Genomic DNA, 22,096 nt, shown 5'->3' with positions numbered 1-22,096 from the left:
TATTTATTTTGTTTATCAAAAATATTAATGGTGATATAAAGAGGTTAACTATAGTTGCCATGATATACTAGTGGGTTAAGGAAATAGATCTAATACCTTTCATTTGTTACTTCTAATATGATTAATCAACAGCTTTTCCACCTGTGATTTAAGAGCTTGATTTGCATAACGGAGTACTACATCATTACCTGCAGTGGCAACTTGCACATCACTAAAATATTCATCAACTGGTTGCCAACCTACTACTCGTATACTTTTTTGTGCAAGTTTTCGTTTGAGATTAAAATATTCTTGCCTTAGATCCTTTAGCAATGAATCCATCATTGGAAGAAATACTGTTTTCATTTTAAACTGCTCTAATTTACAATAATCAACCTGTAATGATTTAACTGCTAATTCTAATAAAAGATACTTATGAAGTAACTGTCTTTCGTCGGCTTTAATCATAGTAACTAGCATCCAGTTGGGCTGATTGAATATTTTGGATTGGAATGCTTTCCGTTTTAAGTAGTGTTTCAAGTATGAGTTCATTAGTATTCATCGATTTAACTATTCCAGTCCATTGTGTGATTTTATGGTCCTTCCACACTTCTAAAGTAACTGCCAATTGCTGATTAAAAGCTTGATTAATTGTTTTTTGTAGTTCTTCCATCTCCCATTCAGTCAATGCTCTCGGCTGTTCCGTATACTCTTCTTTGTACTCTCTGAGAAGCTCTAAATGTTCTGGCAACATCATCGATGCCCATTTAATATTCCCTCTATCCTTTATCATTCCAATCACTCCTATGCCAAATGGCCACCAACTAAGCGATCTCGTTTAATAGCTGTACCAGCTTTTGTATAAGAAACTGCTCTTAATATTGAGGTAGCTCCAAACCTGTTACGTATTGCATCCATTGTAGGACCGATTATCTGACGTTGTGGCTTACGTTCATCAAATAAATCCAATTGAATGCTATGTTCTTTCTCTAGGTTGGATATTCTGACTGATAATTGTCTTGCTGGCTCTCCAGCAAAGTGCTCATCCAGTAATTCAATACAAGTTTTATACATCACAAGCGTTTCACTTGTTGGCACTGCAATTGTTTTAGAACGATGAAACCCTTTGGTCATGGCATTATGACTATATGAAAGTCCTAAGCTGATTGTACGGCCAACAAACCCTGCATCACGTGCGCGTTTCATTACGTCTTCACACATTTCTAGAAGCACTACAGAAATCTCTTTTCGTGTGTGATAATCCCTCATCAGCATTTGACCCTTACCAAAACTTAAAGCTCCGTTTGTTATTAACGGTTCCCCTAATTTTGATAAATCTATTCCCCATGCATGGTAATAGAGTTGATTGCCAATTATGCCAAAGCGCTTTTCTAATTCTGCTAAATCTGCATTTGCCAAACCACCAACAGTTTGTATTCCCATAGCATTTAGATTTGCTTCCATTCGTTTCCCTATGCCCCACATTTCAGATAAAGGCCGTACAGGCCATAATTTCTTTGGAATATCCTCGTACGTCCATTGGGCAAAACCTGTTCTCTTTGCATCAAGGTCTAACGCTAATTTAGCTATTAACATGTTTGGTCCCATCCCTACTGCACTTGGTACATTAAATTGATCCAGAATAGCTCTTTGTATTTCCTTAGCAGTTTCCTCAGGCGAGCCCCATAGCTTCTCAGTACCAGTTAAATCAACAAAGCTTTCGTCCACACTATACACATGTATAGCCTCGACTGGTACGTAATTAGAAATCAATTTGGTAATTGTCATCGACATTTGAATAAAGAAACTCATTTTAGGCTCAAATAATCTAATGTCAGGATGTTTAGGTATTTCCCAACGTCGACTGCTAGTTTTGATTTTGAACTTCTCCCTCATCAAAGGTGATACAGCAAGCACTATGCTGCCTGGGTGGTCAAAGTTTGCTACTACTGCAATTGGAATTTTTAAAATATCTAGTCCATGTAACATTGCCACGCAGCTTGCGTAAAAACATTTCATATCGATACACATAATAGGTTTATTTGGCATACCCTCATAATTCATACAACTTCACGCTCCCTCTATAAATGTTGATATATCAACGGTCTGACCCGTTTTTAAAGTGATGAAAATATTTTTTCACCGCATAGTACATATAGTCTTTTCTAGTTCTTCAATTCATTGTCATTTGGTGAGTACGCTTCGCTAAAGTTAATTGAAAAAAATTAACTTTTAATTCCACTATATGATGCACTAATGGATCTCTGCGATGCTTATGACGACTCACCCTCCCATGTCTCTTGGCGTCTAGCGCATACATTCCTTCGTTCGGTCTATTCATAAGGCAGAGGCTGGCGATGCTCCTTAAGGGACTCGTAGTCTTATGGTGAAAATAATGCCGGCTTCTCCGTGTCATCCTTCTGTTAGAGGTCGAGTTCTGATTGCTTAGGCTGCCTCTCCGAGACAATAAAGGTCTTTCATCATTTGGCTCACATCAAAATGTACTTTCTTCTTGCACAAGGTGTGTAAAATCTTCAGTAACTTTCCACAGAGCACGACAATCGATTGTTTCTTTCGAAGTGGATTGATGGTGCGTGTAGTGTAATAATCATGTAATTGCTTAAAGGCCTCATTATGACGAATTAACGGTATCATGACACGGAATAAAAGAGCTCGAAGTTTTCTTCTACCACGCTTAGAAATCCGTTTTTGTCCTTTATGCTGTCCAGAAGAGTTTTCACGTAATGTGAGTCCCGCTAGTTTGATTAATTGGCGTGGATGCTCATATTGTGTAAGAGAACCAACTTCGGAAAGCAGCTCGACAATTGTTACGTCTCCGATTCCAGGTACTGATGCTAAATACGCATAATCCGTCATTTGTTTTGCCAGTTCTATAAGCTGGACTGTTAATTCATCAAGCTGAGCTTGCATCAATTGATACTGGGAAAGTAGTGTAGCGATTTCAATGCGTGCCATCACTAAGCCTTCTGTCAGTCCAATCGAGCTTTGTGCCACCTCGACTAATTGTTTTGCCTTTGGTAGCTGTGGACTTTTCATCCCATCTACTTGGCGGTATAAAAATAATAATTCTTCTGGCGTTTTCCCTTGAATGTCCATCGGCAGTGGTGTCTTTTCAAGCGCCGCATACGCCATTTTCCCGAAGTTTTTAAATACCTGTGTAAACTCAGGAAAAAAGCGATCTAACCAACGGATCATTCGATTTTGTAAGGCATTTACATCTTCTTGGATTTTGGCACGCAAGGTTGTACCATTACGCAATTCAGCTTCCACGCCTTCTAGAATACGTGGGTAACTAAATCGTCCATCTCGCATTAAACGTGCAATGACGAGCGCATCCTTTTGGTCATTCTTTGTTTGAAGATTGTCATCTAGCTCTTTGGAACGATTGACATGATGAGGATTCACCATGATAAATGGAATTCCATGTGCTTGAAGATAGGCAGCGAGATTCATCCAGTAGTGACCTGTGGGCTCGAAACCGACAAGAATTTCACTTTTTTCATGGGTAGCACGTAAAGCCAGTAATCTTTCATAAAAAGCATCGAAACCTTCTCTTGTTTGCGAGAAAGGGAACGATTTATGGAGCACGCGTCCTCTTTCATCAACCGCGCATGCATAATGTGTACGCTTGGCAATATCGATACCGATGACGAGTGTTTTTTCAGAGACTTGATTAATCTTTTGGTTCCTATTAGAATTCATAAAAGGAGTCCTCCTGTGTGATAGTGGGTCAATGGCTGTTGACACTCATGCATCATACAAGAGGGCTTTTCTGATTTCAAGCCCCTGAAAATCCTTCTAACAGGAATGCTCCTTATAAACAAAAGGAATAATGACGGGAACATTACTGATCAAAAAGTTAAATAACCAAAATTCCAATAACTTTTACATTCCATTTGGTTAAGGAACCCTCTTTTTCTACATACATAATGTTCACTAATTGATTGCACTGTTGCATAACTTTAATCAGTCGCTCTCTCATCTTAGTTTCCTCTTTCTATCTCTTGAAATTTCCTAAATAATAACTGTATATTATTGATATTTTTTTGCCACAATGATTTTTCCCTTTACCTAGCATATGTAAGAACATTTGTTTGTATACATATATTAGAACAAACGTTTGCTTTTTGGCAATATTAAATTTTTGGAAATAAAATAAGGGTAGGTACTAAAAGCATAATCTACCGCTGTCAAGTAAACAAATGAGCTGTCCTTTTATCACCAATCGAAATATGTAAAACTTTTCATAATAGGGTAAGAATTCTGTTTAAAGGCTATGAAAACTAACTTACGAAGAAAAAATAGATGAATATATAGTATATGTTAGGCTTTTTTACCACCCTTACATATTTCTTTGTTTAAGGAAGCAGTCCAGATTGTGGAATAACTCATAAATGAATATTGGATATTTATGTTAAAATCGAAAAATGGACGGGGGAGATTAAATTATGGATATTATCACATTCGGTGAAAAGAAAGAAGATATAGAATACAAAGGAGAACAGCTGTTTATTGTTTAATGTTCGATATTCATAAAGAAAATGCAGGGATTCTTCAAACAATTGATGGAAGTATTTTCTTCTAGGCAGCGGAATTTCGTACAGTGAACACTTATGTGGGGTTTAAAAATTAAATAACATTTTCAAACATAATGAGAGAAATAAAAATGACAAAAGGTATCGAGAATGCTCTTCTAGATACCTTTTGTCTAAAGTTCATAAATAGGTCATAAAAAGCAAATAATCAATAGGCACTTAAATTTATTATTTCAATATACAAAAATTACACATCTAACTTGAAAAGAATTTCCTTATGATAGTGTGAGGTTAGAAAAGTTATTTCTAATCAGGAGGGCTAACAATGCTACCTAAATATTATACTAAAAAATATGTTCTAAATTAAAGACATTCAATACAACAACAACCCTTAATTGTTAGGCGTCGCCCAACAATTAGAGATGCTTTTCTTATGATTAGATTTACGCTAAAGAAAATAAACGCAGTCACAACCTATTCAAATAAGCATGATGTTTATATAGTAATACAGAATTTAAACAATAGTATTTTAACCCCGCCCTAATCAGGACGGGGTTATACATGGTTGAGATTTGAATAGTTAATGCTTTCTTGTCATTCAATAGCCTAACATTGTATCTTCAAATTCCAATAGTGGCGTCCTTAATTTGACTGTAATAGTTCGGGGAATAAGTAGTGTATGATATGCATAGTTAAACGTCGTGACTCACCTTTATATGGATAAATGTGCATATACATGGATGGATTAAAGTTTGCTTCAATAATTCCATAAGCATTTTTATTAGCAGCGGGAATTTCGGTATTTTCAATAATCAAATCAATACCGCAAATTTTAACTCCAAGTGCTGCTACCGCATCCACTGCTACTTTTTTATAATCATCAGGAATTTGATCTGTCACATCAATCGAATCTCCCCCTGTACTAATATTAGAGTTTTCACGCAAATAGATAATTTCATCATTCTTTGGAATTGAATCCATTCGACATCCTTGGGCTTTTAGCATAAGGTTCTCCAATTCACCTAATTGTATGATTTCTAAAGGGGTCCTATGGTCTTTACCTCTTAATGTATCACGATTCTTTTGCATAACTAACTCTTCGATTGTATGTTTACCGTCACCTTTAACATTCGCAGGAACTCTTAATAAAACAGCCTGAACTTGATTATTTAATACAAAAAATCGATATTCTGTTCCATTAAGAAACTCTTCTACTAATATGGAAGAGTCTTCTTGGAATGCCAGTGCAATAGCCTTTTGATAATCTTCGTAATTGGCACCTTCTTTGAAAATCGATATTCCTAATCCATAGTTTGTTGTTTTTGGCTTCACAACAAAAGGCCTAGTAGAAAAGAGAGCATAGGAACGTAAAGCCTGTTCAATTGTATGAAATTCCTCACCTTTTGGCACACGGAATCCATGTTGTTGAAGAATTTTCTTTGTTACTGTTTTATTTTCCATAATTAAAGTGGATACATAAGTATCTTTACTTGTCATATTTCCATTTTTTACATATTCAACATGATCTTTTAATTTCAACTTTAAAAATTGATCTTGTCGATCCAAGATTTCCACTTGGATTCCTTGTTGTATTGCATCAAACATTAAAATCTGAGTAGACAATTCCATGTCAGTAAATCCTGTTAATTGATAAGGCTTATCCCATGATTTTTTATAATTTGCTTTAGCAATCAACGTTGCCACTTGACCTTGACTGTTTTTTTCACTTTCTTTATAAAGTCTTCCAGCTAAAGTCTTGCTTGGGTCCATTATCATTTCTCTCAGATGAACAAATAACGTTTCAGAAGTAGCTAAATTTAAAGTTGCTGCTAAATGTTCCATTTCATCGATCATGTTTTTAGCTTCTGTTTCAAATTGTGTATGATTTAATGGGTGCTCAAGAGCCACTATATCATTGTGAATATTCCCCATTTTTACCCACTCATCACAATCTTGCCCTTCATCTTTCCATAATAAATAAATTAAGAAAAGATGGAAAAATTCTGCTTGCTCGTAGCTAATTCCATGCGCTTCAAATGGATTTAAATCTATATTTCGCAATTCAATATAACTAATGCCGTGATTTTCTAGGTCAGAAACATGATATCCACCTCTTAAACGAACAGGTGAATAAAATTCTCTATCTGCTGAAAGAAGTCCCTTTTTTACCATCAAAGAGAGATCTGATACATAGTTCTGTATACTGCTATATGAAACTTGAACATCGTCGGAATTTGTATAACCATATTTACTACTTCTAATACTTCTTACTACATCTTTCAACGAATCTTCTTCAAAAAAATTCTTTTCACTGCTAGGAGAAGCTCCATAAAAGTAAGTGACTAACCAGCGATAGTGTAAATAGTTTCTTGTGGCTTTTAGATATATCTCTGTTTTAAAATGTTGATAATCTTTAATCTCTGATTGTGCTTTAAATAACGATTGAATTAACTCATCTCCAAATTCAAAGTTAAAATGAACACCACAAAGCATTTGTTTACGACGACCATAAAAATCTGATAAATATTGACGATATCGAATATTTTCTTCCTTTTTTAATTTCGCAATTACAATATCTTCATCTTTTTCTGGTAGCTGTGGCGGCATACTTAAAGGCCAAAGCATTTCATCTTCACCCATAGACCGATAAGCAACATCATGAATCGCTGCCAAGTAATCAAATAGTTCCTCCAGTGTTTCGGTAACAGGTGTGATTATTTCCATCTGTAATTCTGAAAAATCTCGCTGAATATACGGATGATCATCTCGCAACGAAATACTTTTAGGATGATCTGTTTTAGCTAAATTCCCTAATAAATCAACACGTTTACTTTCTTTTTCAATCCCATATCGGGCTTTTAATAAGTATGGTTTAACACATTCATTGACTAACATTTTTTTATAATCCAATTTAACGATACCCCCGATCATTTTTTAGTTAATAACCTGAGAAATATAACAACATGTAGCCATCGAAAAATATCCACATTTAATGATAATGTGGATATTTTTTCAAAAAAGGTTATCTTAAATACTTCATATGAAAGGCGAAATGTTCCTCTAAGAAAGTAGCTATGAAGAAATAACTATGATCATAGCCCTCCATTTTTTTGTAATTTACTGGTTTATTATTTTCCTGAGCCACCTTTAGGAAAAACGTTTCGTCTAATTGTTCTAAATAAAACTCATCTTGAGTACCTTGCGTAATGAGAATAGGTGGCATACTGATTTCCTTGATTAGTTCTGAAGTATCCCATTGTTTCCAAGTAGCTTGGTCTTCACCTAAATATGCTGAGAAGGCTTTAATTCCCCAGGGGACTTGACTTGGACTTAATATTGGTGAAAAAGCAGAAATCGCTTTGAATCTTTCTGTATTTTTCAACCCAATTACTAAAGCACCATGACCGCCCATAGAGTGCCCCATAATACTTTCTTCACCAGAAAAATGAGGAACTAAAGATGCCGCTATTTGTGCTAATTCATCTACAATATATGAATACATTTTATAATGCTTTGCCCATGGCTCTTGTGTAGCATTAACATAGAAGCTGGCACCTTGACCGAGGTCATAGCCTGCATCATTTGCTACATGCTCTCCACGTGGTGAAGTATCTGGAATCATAACAGCTATTTGATATTTTTCAGCCAATCTTTGGAAGCCACTTTTTTGACTAAAATTATCATCTGTACATGTTAAGCCAGATAACCACCAAATAAGAGGGATTTTTTTCTCTTCTTTATTGGATGGTAAGAAGATGCTAAAGGTCATATCACATTGTAAGGTTTCTGAATAATGGCGGTACTTACATTGTTCTCCGCCGAAAGAGTGATGTTTTTCAATAAGTTTAAAACTCACTTTTCTCACTCTCCATATGTTAACATCGTACGGATGGACTCACCCTTATGAAGCAACTCAAATGCCTCATTGATGTCTGTAAAGTTTAAATGGTGTGTGATAAATGAATCGATATCGATTTTACCGTTCATATAATCTTCCACCATTCCTGGAAGTTGTGTTCTTCCTTTTACGCCACCAAAGGCAGAACCACGCCATACTCGACCTGTTACTAATTGGAATGGGCGAGTATGAATTTCTTTACCAGCGCCAGCTACACCGATAATAACACTTTCGCCCCAACCTTTATGACATGCTTCCAAAGCTGACTTCATTACCTCTACATTACCAATACATTCGAAACTGTAATCTACGCCTCCATCTGTCATTTCAACAATGACTTCTTGAATTGGTTTATCAAATTTAGAAGGATTTACAAAATCAGTTGCGCCCATTTTTTTCGCTAATTCAAACTTATCCTCATTTAAATCTACAGCAATAATTCGGCTTGCTTTTGCTTGAACCAATCCTTGAATAGCGGCTAAGCCAATGGCACCTAAACCAAATACGGCTGTCACAGCTCCTTCTTCTACTTTTGCAGTGTTGTGTACAGCACCAATCCCTGTAGTCACGCCGCATCCAAATAGTCCAACTTTATCAAGTGGTGCTTCTTTGTCAATTTTAGCCAAAGAAATTTCGGGAACGACTGTATATTCACTAAATGTACTAGTGCCCATGTAATGATAAATAGGCTCTCCATTATAAGAAAAGCGAGTCGTTCCATCAGGCATTAAACCTTTACCTTGCGTTTCTCGTACAGCACTACATAAGTTTGTTTTACCAGAACGACAGAATTTACATTCTCCACATTCAGCCGTGTATAGTGGAATAACATGATCTCCCGGTTTTACTAAAGTCACTTCATCTCCTACAGCAACGACTACACCAGCACCTTCATGACCTAGTACGGCAGGAAATACGCCCTCTGGATCATTACCTGATAAGGTAAAAGCATCTGTATGACAGACAGAAGTATACAGAATTTTTACTAATACCTCCTTCGCTTTTGGCTCTTCTACATCGATTTCTACAATTTGAAGTGGTTCTCCTGGATTAAATGCAACAGCAGCTCTACTTTTCAAATGAATCCCTTCTTTCTTTTTTATAATCTTTACTTTTCCCATGATTACATACTATAATACACAATGGAATACTGACGTTTTTGTCACTATAGACATTATTTTATATCGAACACTATTTAGAAAGATGAGCAATTTATATCTATAAGATGGGGTGAAAAGTACCTCATCCAGAAATATTCTTTTTCTGAATGAGGTACTTCTAATATTTACTATGGTCTAATCCCTGTATGTCCCTTTTAATTTAGCTGTTTGGATTGAAAGCACATCCATTAACTCAGGTGACAAACAATCATAGGTAGGTAAACCTATATTGTGTAAAGCATTTCTAACATCACTCATTTTTGAAGCTGGTGTTCCTGTTTCAATTACCGAAGAAACAAATGCTGCGAATTGAGGCGCCGACCAGCCATTTTCATTAGATAATTCTGTGTGTACAAAATCTAATCCATAAAATGCATGGTCTTCATTTCTAATTCTTCCAAATAAATGGGTACCACAATCTTTACAAGCATGGCGTTGAATTACTGCTGATTCATCGATCACTTGTAATTTATCTTCATTGCTTAATACCTTAACATTATCTTTACCTACAACGGCAACAAGTGAGAAAATAGCTCCCTCTGGTTTCCAGCATTTAGAACAACCACATGCATGGTTATGCATTGTTTGGGCTGTCACAGCTACTTCTACAGGGTTATTTTCACATAAGCATTTTAATGTTCCACCCGAAAAATTTGAGTCTTGTTGATAGTGATATTCGCTATCTAATCTTGGATGAAGTAAAACTTTTGTCATAAAATAATATACCTTCTTTCTGTTTTTATTGTTTACACCACTAAGAATACTCTTTATAATAAACATTACAATACTGACATATTTGTCATTATAAACTTTTTTTTGCAGAAGGGACCACAAATTTTATGGTTATTCATTATAAAGACAAGGAATTTTTCACTGGGAAAGATTTAGCTCTATCCGTAATAGGAGGTCGATGGAAAATATCTATTATATGGTGTTTGTTGAATCAATCCCCATTGAGATTAAGTGAAATACAAAAAAAGCTTCCTGATGTGAACCAGCGCATGTTAATTAGACAATTAAGAGAATTAGAAGACGATAAAATAATTACCAGATGTGTCTATCCAGTAGTCCCTCCAAAGGTTGATTATGAACTTAGTGAAATTGGGCATCGTTTAGAACACGTAGTAACTGCCATATGTGATTGGGGAGATAGTTTTAGTAAGTTTGTAGACAACACAACTGATAAAGAACTGGAGGAATGAAGCTAATGGTAATCTAAATCAGTTCTAGTATGAGATATTTTTGGCATATAAATACAAGCATTTTAAATTCAAAATTTTGTACCTTTTGTTATCAATGTATCGAAACATATAAATGAGTAAAACCACAAAATGTCAGTATATAGCATTTTGTGGTTTTTGAATTAAAAAAATTCTCAAGTATCAATTTCATTTTGCAATAAAATACATGTATCAAATTTATAAGTATAACATTTGGAAGAACTCCAATTCAAGAAAGAAGTTCTTTGGAACACATTGAAAGAAAGCAAACTGTATACATTTTAATTCATTGGGCGATACTGAAATTCATTGACAAACTAGGGGGTAAATAAATGAAAGCAGTCACGTACCAAGGGATTAGAAATATGCAGGTTAAAGAAGTACCAGACCCAGTTTTAATAAAAAACGACGATATTATTGTAAGAATCACATCAACTGCAATCTGTGGTTCCGATCTCCATATTTATCAAGGATCATTACCAGCTCAAAAAGATTATGTAGTCGGTCATGAACCGATGGGAATTGTTGAGGAAGTTGGACCAGAGGTTACACGTGTCAAAAAAGGTGACAGAATTGTATTACCTTTTAACATTGCTTGTGGTCATTGTCACTATTGCCAGCATGGTATGGAAAGTCAATGTGATAATGCCAATACTGACCCTAATCCTTATAACATAGATACTGGTGGGTATTTCGGGTTTACAGACCGATATGGTGGATATATCGGAGGTCAAGCAGAATTATTACGTGTGCCTTATGGAAACAATATTCCCTTTGTTATTCCTGAATCATGTGAGCTACCTGATGAATCAGTATTATTTCTATCTGATGTATTACCAACAGCTTATTGGAGCGTCGTACATGGTGGAGTAAAAAAAGGTGATACGGTCGTTATTCTAGGTTGTGGTCCAATCGGCTTAATGGCACAAAAGTTTGCTTGGATGCATGGAGCTAAACGTGTGATTGCTGTTGATCGTCTACCATACAGATTACAAAAAGCAAAACAAATGAACAATGTGGAAACAATTAACTTCGAAGAAATCGTTGATACTGGACTGCATATCCGTGAACTAACACAAGGTGGGGCGGATGTGGTTATTGATTGTGTAGGTATGGATGGCAAAAAAACAACACTTGAAGCTATTGAACAAAGTATGAAGATGATTGGAGGTACATTAAGCCCTCTTAAAATTGCCTCCGATGCAGTTCGCAAATGTGGGACAATTCAGATTACTGGTGTTTATGGCTCCAAATACAATCAATTCCCACTCGGTGGTATATGGGAAAGAAACATTAATCTAAAAATGGGACAGGCACCCGTTATCCATCTTATGCCAATGCTATTTGATAAAATTATATCTGGCGAACTTGATCCAACTCAAATCATTAGTCACACAATTCCATTGGATCAAGCAAGCGAAGCGTATCGAATTTTTAATGACCATGAGGATGAGTGCACGAAAGTTATTCTAAAACCATAAACATGAAACAAAGCCGTACTCTTTTGAATACGGCTTTCCTTTATCATTCAACTATATTAAGGGAAGTAGGATTACTTACATGAAGGTACTTTCAATGATTCAACCTTGGGCAAGCCTCTTTCTTTCTAATGAAGTTCAATATGAAACAAGGACATGGAATACTAAATATCGTGGTCCATTAGCGATTCACACCAGTAAAAAGTTAGATAGTGCTGCTTGTAATGATAATACAATTCAGCCTCTGCTCAGAAAACATGGATTGGACAAAAGTAATCTACCAACTGGTCAGATTATCGGTGTGTGTACTCTTATAAATTGCTTCAAGGTCATCGAAAATAATCACGTTAGTGCAGTATTAGAAGATGGGCGTATCGTTTCAGGGAATAACTATTTTTTGGGGGATTTTAGAGTAGGGAATTATGTGTGGGAAGTTTCTAATAAAGAACTGTTAGTGAACTATATACCAGCCAAAGGAAAATTAGGGTTGTGGGATTATGATATAAATTAAATATGGCTGTGGACACTATACAAAATTCTTTTGTGAGTTAATAGAAAACGATAAGCCATGATAAGGGTAATGATTAAAAACTAAAATGTGCTAACAGTCAATTTTCGTCAAATTGATTGTTAGCACATTTTTGATAAGAAATTTCTGCCATCTAAAGTCATATTGGTGATGAACTTAGTTGACAGAAATTATTTATATTAGCGCAAATCCGAAATATTCTTGTTATTAAAACTATCTTGTTCTAAATAATCTTTTATAGCTTTACCTGTTCGTGAGTTAGCATCATATTGACTTTCTTCTGGTTTTCCAACATAACATACTTGCCCTCCATACTTACCTGCATCAGGTCCCATATCAATTAGCCAATCTGCTTGACTAATTAAATGTAGATTATGTTCAATCAAAATTAGAGTATTTCCTTGATCAACTAAATCCTCAAATAATGCAATCAAATTTTCAGTATCACGAAGGTGTAGCCCAGTAGTTGGCTCATCTAAAAAATAAATACTACCCGTATGATTTAATTCAAGGGCCAATTTAACTCTTTGAACTTCTCCACCAGACAGAGTAGTCATGGATTGATTAAGTGTCAAATAGCCTAGTCCCACTTTAACCAATGTTTGAACTTTCTTATAGATATTATCCTCATATTTAAAGAAGTTGAGCGTATCTGCAAGTGTCATATTTAAAACTTCAGAAATATTCTTCTCTTTATACTTATACTGTAAAGCTTCTTGATTATATCGTTTACCATGGCACAGCTCGCATTCTTGAATAACTGGGTCCATGAAAGCCATTTCTGTTATCATAACCCCTTTCCCTTTACATCTAGGGCATGCGCCTAAGCCATTATAGCTAAACAAGCGTGTTGTAACGTCATTTGCCTTTCCAAATAATCGACGAATTGGGTTTAAAATATCAAGATAAGTTGCAGGAGTAGATCGAATATTAATACCTACAGCATCTTGACTGAGATCAACGTAGTCTTGGTCTGCCACTCTACGTTTAATTGCAGAAACCAATGTACTTTTTCCAGATCCAGCAGGTCCTGAAATAACAGTCATTATACCTGTTGGTACCTTGGCACTAACATCTTTAAGCGTATGTTCAGTTACATGCTCAACTGTAATCCAATCTTTTGGTTCTCTACATGGAGATCGGAATTTTAACGTTTGATTCAACATTTTTCCTGTAATTGTGTCGGATTCTAATAATTCATTATAGGTACCAGTAAAAGTCACGTGACCTCCGTTTATTCCGGCTTCAGGTCCTATTTCAATTACATAGTCAGCCATAGAAATAATACCAGGATTATGATCAACTAAAACTACCGTGTTTCCTCGTTCTTTTAGCTTGTTTAATGAATCTATAATTAATTTAATATCATGAGGATGTAAACCTACACTAGGTTCATCTAAAATATATACTAAATCAGTGAGAGAACTAATTAAATATTTAGCAATTTTTATACGTTGGGCTTCTCCTCCAGATAAAGTGTCTGTACCACGATTTAGTGATAAATATCCTAATCCAATATCAATAAGTGCAGTTATTTTATTTGATAACTCGGTCACCATTGATTGAGCGATTGGATCTTTAATTTCTTGTAAAAATTCTAAAGCTGTCACAAGATCCATTGCACAAACTTCAGCAATATTTTTACCATTGATTAAACACGTTAGGGCTTCATTGTTCAATCGTGCACCATGACAAGTTGGACATACTTTATTAGTAACAATTTCGTCAACGGCTGCTTGATGCCTTCTTCCTGAAGCACTGTGTACTATTGATCTCATTATTCGAGGAACTAATCCCTCATACAATGCAGTTTTAGGCCATGATTCCGGTGGATCAGTTAATTTTTGTCGGGGTGCATTCATCAGCAGTTGATATTCTTCATCAGAGTAGTCTTTAATCTTCTTATCTAAGTCAAATAGTCCCGCATCACTATATTCTTTCCATCGCCATGTTCCAGGTCTAAAACCAACAAAAGTGAGTGCGCCTTCATTTAAGGATTTTTCAGGATCAATAAGTTTCGTTTCATCAATCTCATCTACAAAACCCAGTCCTGCACAATGTGGACACATTCCTTGTGGGAGATTAAATGAAAACCATTCTGAATATCCTACCCAAGGGTTACCTACTCGAGAAAAGAGTAATCGCATTATGGAATAAATTCCAGTGTATGTAGCTAAAGTAGATCGTGCGTTTCGTCCTATTGTTTTTTGTTCAACTACAATTGCCACGGGTAAATGTTCGATACTATCCACTTCAGGTTGTCCATATTTAGGTAAATATTGTTGAGTAAAACTTGGAAATGTTTGATTTAATTCTCGGCGAGATACCGCAGCTAAGGTATCAAATACCAAAGAACTTTTACCTGCACCTGATAGTCCAGCAAAGACAGTTGTTTTATATTTTGGTATTTTAACATTGACATGTTTAAGATTATTTTCTTGAGCATCATTTATCTCAATATATCCACGATTAAAAATATCAGACATAGTTATTCCTCCTTTTAAATGCAACCACAGATTGATTAAAGTAAAACAGTATTACAAATTATAGTATTTCCATACAATAGTTATTTTAATTAATACTTTCTAATTCAGTCTATCGCAATCTTTTGATTTTAGAAATCAATTACCCGAGATGTACAAGCAACTCAAAAAAACACTGCAACTAGCAATGATGAATTATTAGAAATTATTCAAACACTTATTGCAGAATTAAAGGCGAATCCAGTTGGTGAAGCTGAACTACAAGAAGATTTTTTAGATGATTTAACGGATATTGTTGATGCCACGCAAAATGGGGAACAGCAAAAAAGGTTTGATTTGTAGAACTTTGGAGAAACTCAAATCTGTTAATAAACTTTTAGCAGAAGGTACAATACTTGCTCTTAATGCTCAACGATTAATCTCTTACCTGGGGCAACTACAAATTCCGATGGGATAAATATTTGTAGTATTTATAAAAAAAGAAGATTGTACATTTAAAACAAAGTTCAAAACTCAGAGGTGATTTTTATTAAACAAAGAACACTAATTTCAATAAGAAAGTAGAAATCAAACAGGAATAAAACAGGAATATCATCTGACATCCAATAGCTTTATATGTAAATTATTGAGTAGCTGAGTGAATTAAAGAATCCATCTTCTAGAATAAAATTAAGATAAGTATTGATAGATAACACTTATTTAATTAATCGCCTAAAAAAACATGCACATAACGTCTATTCCCTGTTTTAATGTTAAATTTTTCTTTCATCACTGGTGATGCAGCCAGCACAATACTACCAGGTTGTTCAAAATTACCGATGATAGCAATTGGATCTGTCAGCACATCTAGCCCTTCTAGCATGGCAATACAGCTTGCATAAAAGCACTTCATATCAATACAAAAAATATCTTTCTGTGGGAAGTCGTTGTAATTCATATCACCTCAGACTCCCGTTGGAGAATGGGCAGAAGTGCTAGAACATTGTTAATATGAAACGTACGCTTCGCTAGCCTTGTAAAACAAAAGGCGGTAAAGGAATCACCTTTAATGTGGATGATTTTCACGCGCCTTTTCGTAATGGCACCTGATTTCGCTATATACATCATGTGAACGATTTGGTGACGATGCATGGCTTTTATCAACTGTTCTTTCATGTTGAATGCTCCTTTACTGACTCTGTTTGCGTTCATGTTGAACAGAGTTTTTGATAACTAAGAACAAACGTTTGTGTTTTTATTATACGCACGTATGTTCTGAAATAGAAGTGGTAATTTTAGCTAATTTTTTATCCAGATAGAGGCTAACTGTAGCTAGGCATTTGTGTAAGTCTAGAAGTACCTAAAACATAATCTATGATGATGAATAGCTCAATTTATATGAGAAAGGATGTAAGTATCAGCTCAAATATCGATTATAGTTCCCCTTCTGCAGCGTTCACTTTTGATGTCAATAAAAGTACGCTTTTTAAAAAAGACTCCCGAAATTACATTAATATTCTCGGTGTGGAACAATTAAATACATTAGAAAATACATCTTTGCTTGATATTTTTTTAAGTAAAGACAATGTCATCGAGCCACATTACCATCAAAATGCTGCAGAGCTTGTCTATTGTATTGCAGGAGCAGCAACGGTTTCTATATTGAATCCCTTTACCAAGAAAATTCAAAACTATCCTATCAAGCCTGGGCAGGTTGCGAATGTACCACAGGGCTGGTGGCATTATGAAGTAGCCACAGAAGATGACACGCATCTACTTGCTATTTTTGATGCGCCAACGCCAGAGGTCATTTTAGGCTCTGATATCTTAAAATTCACACCAGCCAATATTATGGCCCATACGTATTGTTTAGATGAAGAACAATGGAAAAAAACGATTGCACCGATTGTTCCTACGACTTATATCGGACCAGCAAAAGGCTGCAATCGTGTCCAATCAGCAACCGATCAAGCCCCTTATAAACCAACCATGCCACAGCAATATATGAAACCATGTCCATACCCTTATCCCTATCGTTACCCTCCTATGTACCCTTATGGCATCTACTATTAGCGACCTCTTATACATTTTTTATTGTAAAAGATGAATAGAATGTCATTTACTGCTACATCCTAATCTTAAATCAACCTAAGAGTTAGGAAGTGTCAGGATGACAATGATAAATGAAAATCTAGCATCGCTACGATTTAAGGAGGTTTTCAAGCTTTGGTCACAGCTTGGGATCAATCAAGGCTATATTGCTTCCAGTCATGCTTTTTTTAAGCATACGCGTGATAAAAACTTAAAAATCCTTACATTGGAATTTATTCAATGTTTAAAAGAGGAAAATAAACAGCTAACACTGCTATTAAAGGAAAACGGTGTGCTGGCACCAACAGCATCAATAGAATACAGTAAAATGAAAATAACGGATATTCGTGGGAAATCTTTCATTAATGATGGCGAAATAAGTGCTATTTTATCGATGAATATTGCCTCTTCTTTGATTGCCGTAAGCCAAGCTTTAGAGCTGGCAGTAAAGAAAACACATCTAACCAAATATAGTGAACTCCATATGCGTTATGCGCTACTTGGAGCGAGATTGATTGACCTAAGTAAGAGTAAAGGCTGGTTATTAGCCTCTACACACTAAAAAGAAGCCTCCGTTTTAATAACTAACGGAAGCTTCTTTTTTTAATCTTTATCGATTTCTCACGAACAGTAGCTTATACCATTGATTGACTAGGAATGGTAACACCGATAGGCTATAAATAAAGCCTAGCTGAGCAGGTGTTAATGGAGCTACCTCAAAGACCGTTGTAAGCATCGGCATAAATAAGACCATGTGTAAACTTAGCACACCAATGATAAAGGCGAACCACGTATATTTATTCGAAAATACACCAATCGCAAAGATGGATTGTTTGGATCGAGAATTAAAGCCATGCACTAACCTTGACAGGCATAGTGTTGTAAAGGCCATCGTGCTTGCTGTTAACGTATCGCCTGTCGATAAACCGATTTGAAACGCAATAATGGTGGAGATGGCGATTAATATCCCTTCAAGCACAACTTGTGTGGTAAATTTTTTATTTAATAAAGGAGTATGAATGTTTCTAGGCTTGTCCTTCATTGTTTTCTTATTATTTGGCTCTAAACCGATGGCAATAGCAGGCAGACTATCTGTTAATAAGTTGATGAATAGAAGATGGACAGGTGCGAAAGGAACAGGTAAGCCCAGAACCGTTGCATATAACACGACAAAAATAGCGCCTGCATTTCCAGATAATAAGAACAGAATGGCATTTTTAATATTTGTATAGATGCTACGGCCATTGGCGATTGCTTTAACAATTGTTGAAAAATTGTCATCCGTTAAAATCATGGATGAGGCATCTTTTGCAACCTCTGTGCCTGTTACGCCCATAGCCACCCCAATATCTGCTTGCTTCAAAGCAGGTCCATCATTGACACCGTCTCCTGTCATGGCCACCACATGTCCTTTATCCTGCCATGCTTTAACAATTCGAATTTTTTGGGCTGGTGTCACACGGGCATAAACAGAATAATCCTGTACTTTCTCTTGCAGCTCTTGATCAGTTAAGCCTTCGAGCGCATGTCCCTCTATAGCTTCAGCTGGATTTTGCAAAATACCAATTTGTTCGGCAATCGCGGTTGCTGTAATTTTATGGTCTCCTGTAATCATGACGGGTTTAATACCTGCCTTTATACAGCTTTCCACAGCCTCTTTCGACTCTTTTCTTGGAGGGTCCATCATCGCTACTAAGCCGACAAAGATTAAATCTCGTTCCGCTCGTGGATCGACTTTTTGTAGAGGCAATACCTCCTTATAAGCAATGGCTAACACCCTTAAACCATTCATAGAAAAATCACGATTCACCGCCTCGATTTTCTGGCGATGCTGCGGGGTTATCTCAAAAATACCTGTTGATGTTTTGATTCGCGTCACTTTTGGTAAGAGTACATCCAGAGCCCCTTTGGTAATCATGATGGGCTGCTTGTCCATCTGATTAACAGTGCTCATAAGCTTCCTCGTCGAATCAAATGGAATTTCAGCCAATCGTGGATATTGCTCACGTATCTTCAATTCATCTAACCCATACTGTTTCCCCAATTTCACGAGCGCAATTTCTGTAGGATCACCAATTTCTTTGTGGTCACGCTCGACAGCGTCACTACATAAAAGCGCTTTTACCATTAGTTCTTTTTCCACTGGATTTATTGGATTGAGCCAATCATGAGGAATTTTCTTCTGGTCCACAAAAACTTCCTGTACTACCATTTTATTTTCTGTTAAAGTACCTGTTTTATCAGAACAGATGACCGATACACTCCCCAAGCTTTCCACAGCATAAAGCTTGCGGATGATCGCATTTTCCTTTGCCATCTTTTGGGTGCCAAAAGCTAATACGATGGTCACGATAGAACTTAAAGCCTCAGGGATAGCCGCCACAGCAAGAGATACAGCAAACATAAAGGATTCTACTAAGGCTCGTCCTCGGATAAGATCAATCGTAAAGATTGCTAAACAAATCAGCGTAATCCCTAAGGCTAATTTTTCACCGAATTGATCGAGACTAATTTGTAATGGCGTTTTCTTTTCCTTGGCTGTATCGAGTAAATTCGCAATTTTTCCGATTTCCGTCTGCATCCCAATTGCCGTAACCATCACGATGCCACGTCCATTGGTCACAAAGCTTCCTGAGTACACCATATTTTTCTTATCCGCAATGGTGATATTCTGCTTCCGAATGGGGTCTGTACTTTTTGCCACAGCAATTGATTCGCCTGTAAGAGAGCTTTCGTTGATGTGTAAATTATGGCTTTCTAGTAGTCTTCCATCCGCATTAATATAATCTCCCGCCTCCAACATCAGAAGGTCCCCTACTACAATTTCTTCAGAAGGAATTTCTACTAGTTGATTATGACGCATGACCTTGGCAATGGGAGAGGTCAATGCTTTTAGATTATCTAATGATTGTTCAGCCTTCACATGCTGCACTGTACCTAAAATGGCATTTAAAATAACCACGATCATGATCACAATGGTGCTTTCTACTTCTCCTAGTAGAAAGGAAACGAAGGCAGCAACGAGTAAAATGATGACCAATAAATCTTTGAATTGGCCCATAAAAACAGCCAACGTACTTGTCTTTTTCCCTTCCTCTAATACATTATAGCCATAGACTTGTTGCCTCTTTTGGACGTCATCATCAGTCAAACCTTGCGTGGTGACGTTCAATATCTTCATGACTTCAGCAGTTGATTGTTGATGATATTCAGTCATTGAGTTCTCCTTCCATTTACAAGATTTGAAAGTCTCCTACTATTTTTCTTAAAAATAATATTCGCTCTTAAAATCTCAAACTCCTCAAATCTGTAAATTCATTAACTACAACAATCTATTCCATAGGTAATTAGAGTATGCTAAGAAACCATAGAGAATTTAATTTTGGGAAGTGTACGAAAATAGATTCATGCAAACCAATTAAAAAGGTATTGGGATGGCTTTCCCAATACCTTTCAGGGCTATCGTTCGATTATGAATGATGATGTGCTGACTGATAATCTACGTGCTGCTCCTGTCCAAGAGGTGCCCTTTTAATAGAAAAGATCGCGCAGCCTAATGCACAAAGAACTAGAATCGTACCAAAGCTAGCTAGGTGCATAACAGAACCTGTCCAAGCAAACATTGCGCCACCAACTGCTGATCCGATAGAAATACCAATTTGCAGGGCAGCTGTATTTAAGCTTTGCTGAATATCCGATGATTGAGGATCCGCCTGAATTAAGTAATTTTGTAATGGCGGTGTCAGTGCCCAGCTCAACGCACCCCATAAAACCGTAAATACTAAAAACAGTGGAAGGGCAATAATTGTATAAGGAATACTAAATAAGACAATGGCAAAAGCTGAGACAATTAAAATAATGGCTTTACTTGTGCCAATTTTATCACTCACCCATCCACCTACAGCATTTCCACTAACAGAGGCAATACCAAAAATTAAGTAACAAATACTAATCCATGAAGCATTCATATCAAATGCCTCTACTAAAAATGGTGTTAAATAGGCGTAGAGCATGTAATGGCCCGCTAGCATAAATAGGGTAGTTAACTGTGCTGTCAGGATTTTCAAATTCGCCAGCGATTTAATTTGCGCCTTGAGTGGCACTACTTCTCCAATTGGCATTTTTTCAAGTAATAAAGCAATTAATATCATTGAAATCGTTGATAGGATACTAATACCTAAAAATACAGCTCGCCAGCCAAACGCTTCTGTAATAAAAATACCCATTGGCACACCGATCACCAGCGCAGAACTTACACCCATAAAAACAAGCCCCAGTGCTTTAGCACGATGGCGAGGCTCTACGATTTTAGTTGTAATCGTTAATGATAAAACAATCACTAACGCTGTACTCATAGCTGTGAAAATACGTGCGATTAGCACAATGATAAACGTTGTACTAAAGAAGGTCATTAGATTTCCTAACGTAAAAATAAATAAAGAAATAAGGAATAAGCGCTTGCGTTCCACCTTGGCTGTCAAGGATAGTAGGACAGGCGCAGAAATCGCATAAACAAGTGCAAAAATAGTAATTAATTGCCCCGCTGTCGCTAAAGACACATCTAAATCCTCTGCAATATTTGGCAGGATTCCACCAACAATTAATTCAACTAACCCTACTGCAAAGGTAGTCACAGCAAGAATATAAACTCTCCAATTCATCGTAATCTCCCCTTCGATACCGTTCATTTTTGTAGGAGATTGTTTTAAAACAAACTAAAAAA

19 protein-coding genes are annotated in these 22,096 nt (G+C 36.3%); 5 read left to right on the top strand and 14 right to left on the bottom strand.

All coding sequences use genetic code 11. The annotated features are described in order from the left end of the window. Window positions 1-99 precede the first annotated feature (99 nt). The 9 genes from ACMGGO_RS09225 to gfa all read right to left on the bottom strand — a co-directional run bounded on the left by ACMGGO_RS09225 (window position 100) and on the right by gfa (window position 10,307). Window positions 100-447 carry an aconitate hydratase gene (locus ACMGGO_RS09225; RefSeq protein WP_094878432.1) on the bottom strand — a complete coding sequence of 116 codons (348 nt, stop codon included), beginning with the start codon at window positions 445-447 and terminating at the stop codon, window positions 100-102. Next, on the bottom strand, window positions 440-772 hold the full coding sequence (locus tag ACMGGO_RS09220) for a YolD-like family protein (RefSeq protein WP_094878431.1): 333 nt from the start codon (window positions 770-772) through the stop codon (window positions 440-442). The genes ACMGGO_RS09225 and ACMGGO_RS09220 overlap by 8 nt, the downstream gene beginning before the upstream one ends. Window positions 773-783: 11 nt before the next feature. Beyond that, on the bottom strand, window positions 784-2,043 hold the full coding sequence (locus tag ACMGGO_RS09215) for a DNA polymerase thumb domain-containing protein (protein WP_094878430.1): 1,260 nt from the start codon (window positions 2,041-2,043) through the stop codon (window positions 784-786). Between the two features lie 381 nt (window positions 2,044-2,424). Then, window positions 2,425-3,702: an IS110 family transposase gene (locus ACMGGO_RS09210; protein ID WP_131522764.1), complete on the bottom strand. Its 1,278-nt coding sequence runs from the start codon at window positions 3,700-3,702 to the stop codon at window positions 2,425-2,427. A 157-nt stretch (window positions 3,703-3,859) separates the two neighbouring features. Continuing rightward, window positions 3,860-3,982 (bottom strand): hypothetical protein, encoded by a 123-nt coding sequence (locus ACMGGO_RS09205; RefSeq protein ID WP_256990655.1) that lies wholly within the window; start codon window positions 3,980-3,982, stop codon window positions 3,860-3,862. A 1,195-nt stretch (window positions 3,983-5,177) separates the two neighbouring features. Further along, a complete protein-coding gene (gene gshAB, locus ACMGGO_RS09200) occupies window positions 5,178-7,445 on the bottom strand; it encodes a bifunctional glutamate--cysteine ligase GshA/glutathione synthetase GshB (RefSeq protein WP_094878428.1) in 2,268 nt (755 codons plus the stop codon). Window positions 7,446-7,557: 112 nt separating this feature from the next. Beyond that, window positions 7,558-8,391, bottom strand: coding sequence for an S-formylglutathione hydrolase (gene fghA / locus ACMGGO_RS09195; RefSeq protein WP_094878427.1), 834 nt, complete (start codon window positions 8,389-8,391; stop codon window positions 7,558-7,560). A 5-nt stretch (window positions 8,392-8,396) separates the two neighbouring features. Continuing rightward, window positions 8,397-9,512: an S-(hydroxymethyl)glutathione dehydrogenase/class III alcohol dehydrogenase gene (locus ACMGGO_RS09190; RefSeq protein WP_014824368.1), complete on the bottom strand. Its 1,116-nt coding sequence runs from the start codon at window positions 9,510-9,512 to the stop codon at window positions 8,397-8,399. Between the two features lie 216 nt (window positions 9,513-9,728). Then, window positions 9,729-10,307 (bottom strand): S-(hydroxymethyl)glutathione synthase, encoded by a 579-nt coding sequence (gene gfa / locus ACMGGO_RS09185; protein ID WP_094878426.1) that lies wholly within the window; start codon window positions 10,305-10,307, stop codon window positions 9,729-9,731. A 125-nt stretch (window positions 10,308-10,432) separates the two neighbouring features. On the opposite strand from gfa, the gene ACMGGO_RS09180 reads away from it, so the two are divergent. The 3 genes from ACMGGO_RS09180 (at window position 10,433) to ACMGGO_RS09170 (ending at window position 12,802) form a co-directional block, all read left to right on the top strand. Next, window positions 10,433-10,795 carry a winged helix-turn-helix transcriptional regulator gene (locus ACMGGO_RS09180; RefSeq protein WP_094878425.1) on the top strand — a complete coding sequence of 121 codons (363 nt, stop codon included), beginning with the start codon at window positions 10,433-10,435 and terminating at the stop codon, window positions 10,793-10,795. Window positions 10,796-11,145: 350 nt separating this feature from the next. Beyond that, window positions 11,146-12,294, top strand: a complete 1,149-nt coding sequence (locus tag ACMGGO_RS09175; protein ID WP_094878424.1) for a zinc-dependent alcohol dehydrogenase — start codon at window positions 11,146-11,148, stop codon at window positions 12,292-12,294. Between the two features lie 79 nt (window positions 12,295-12,373). Continuing rightward, window positions 12,374-12,802, top strand: a complete 429-nt coding sequence (locus ACMGGO_RS09170; RefSeq protein WP_094878423.1) for an ASCH domain-containing protein — start codon at window positions 12,374-12,376, stop codon at window positions 12,800-12,802. Window positions 12,803-12,999: 197 nt separating this feature from the next. On the opposite strand, the gene ACMGGO_RS09165 is transcribed toward ACMGGO_RS09170, so the two are convergent. The 3 genes from ACMGGO_RS09165 to ACMGGO_RS09155 form a co-directional block, all read right to left on the bottom strand. Next, window positions 13,000-15,306: an ATP-binding cassette domain-containing protein gene (locus ACMGGO_RS09165; RefSeq protein ID WP_094878422.1), complete on the bottom strand. Its 2,307-nt coding sequence runs from the start codon at window positions 15,304-15,306 to the stop codon at window positions 13,000-13,002. A gap of 700 nt (window positions 15,307-16,006) precedes the next feature. After that, window positions 16,007-16,240, bottom strand: a complete 234-nt coding sequence (locus ACMGGO_RS09160) for a hypothetical protein (RefSeq protein WP_420281820.1) — start codon at window positions 16,238-16,240, stop codon at window positions 16,007-16,009. Beyond that, complete coding sequence (locus ACMGGO_RS09155) at window positions 16,237-16,458, bottom strand: transcriptional regulator (RefSeq protein WP_048392481.1); 222 nt, start codon at window positions 16,456-16,458, stop codon at window positions 16,237-16,239. Before ACMGGO_RS09155 ends, ACMGGO_RS09160 begins: the two co-directional genes overlap by 4 nt. A gap of 240 nt (window positions 16,459-16,698) precedes the next feature. Between ACMGGO_RS09155 and ACMGGO_RS09150 the strand changes: the two genes are divergently transcribed. Further along, a complete protein-coding gene (locus ACMGGO_RS09150) occupies window positions 16,699-17,355 on the top strand; it encodes a cupin domain-containing protein (RefSeq protein ID WP_420282320.1) in 657 nt (218 codons plus the stop codon). 97 nt (window positions 17,356-17,452) lie between these two features. Continuing rightward, complete coding sequence (locus tag ACMGGO_RS09145; protein ID WP_048392480.1) at window positions 17,453-17,935, top strand: DUF3231 family protein; 483 nt, start codon at window positions 17,453-17,455, stop codon at window positions 17,933-17,935. Window positions 17,936-17,983: 48 nt separating this feature from the next. Here the strand turns inward: ACMGGO_RS09145 and ACMGGO_RS09140 are convergent, their stop codons facing one another. Both ACMGGO_RS09140 and ACMGGO_RS09135 read right to left on the bottom strand, forming a co-directional pair. After that, the gene (locus ACMGGO_RS09140) at window positions 17,984-20,590 is read right to left on the bottom strand and encodes a cation-translocating P-type ATPase (protein WP_048392479.1); all 2,607 of its coding nucleotides are present in this window, start codon (window positions 20,588-20,590) and stop codon (window positions 17,984-17,986) included. A gap of 253 nt (window positions 20,591-20,843) precedes the next feature. Further along, window positions 20,844-22,034, bottom strand: a complete 1,191-nt coding sequence (locus ACMGGO_RS09135) for an MFS transporter (protein ID WP_009370354.1) — start codon at window positions 22,032-22,034, stop codon at window positions 20,844-20,846. Between the last annotated feature and the right edge of the window lie 62 nt (window positions 22,035-22,096).

It is taken from the genome of Lysinibacillus sp. BNK-21 (assembly GCF_048684915.1).
Taxonomy (GTDB): domain Bacteria; phylum Bacillota; class Bacilli; order Bacillales_A; family Planococcaceae; genus Lysinibacillus; species Lysinibacillus capsici.
This window is presented reverse-complemented; position numbering and strand designations above follow the sequence as displayed.